Below are 504 nucleotides of genomic sequence, written 5' to 3'. Positions count from 1 at the left end.
GGGGGGGCGCTCGGGATGTGGATCATCGGCGGCGCCGGTCTGGTGGGCTCGATCCTGGCCTTCATTCTCAGCTTTGTGCCGCCGAGTCAGATCGCGGTCGGCAGCCCGATGGAGTATGTCGGTATTCTGATCGCGTTATCGCTGTTCTTCTGTCTGGTACCGTTCGGCATCTACGCCTTGCGTAAGCCGCATTGGCGGGCGGAGAACAACGATTTCGCGCCCTTCACCTGGCAAGCGGAAGGCGGCCATCCGGGGATCCCGACCGAGTCGGCGACCCATACCAGCATCGTAGTTGCCCAGGCGCAAGCGCAAAAGGGTATGCCGTCCGCATCTGATGACAAGTCGACACCACCGCGCCCCCTCCTTTGAGGCGGTGAAGGGGCAGGGGGAGGCCCTGCCCCCTGTTAACATGGGAGTGATATCATGACGTTAGATGTACAACGTATTCAGCAGGTGGTCGAGCAGGCGTACCGGCAGTTTGCAACGGCGGCGGGAGGGAAAAAC

At 61.7% G+C, this 504-nt stretch carries 1 pseudogene; it reads left to right on the top strand.

Going from position 1 to position 504, the window contains the following annotated elements:
• Positions 1–369: pseudogene (locus tag EHO01S_RS19120) on the top strand (putative glutamine/gamma-aminobutyrate antiporter GadC); the annotation flags it as partial.
• Positions 370–504 lie beyond the last annotated feature (135 nt).

It is taken from the genome of Edwardsiella hoshinae NBRC 105699 = ATCC 33379, from assembly GCF_000474215.1.
GTDB classification, from domain to species: Bacteria; Pseudomonadota; Gammaproteobacteria; order Enterobacterales; family Enterobacteriaceae; genus Edwardsiella; species Edwardsiella hoshinae.
The sequence above is the reverse complement of the archived record's forward strand: the minus strand, read 5'-3'. Positions and strand labels throughout refer to the sequence as shown.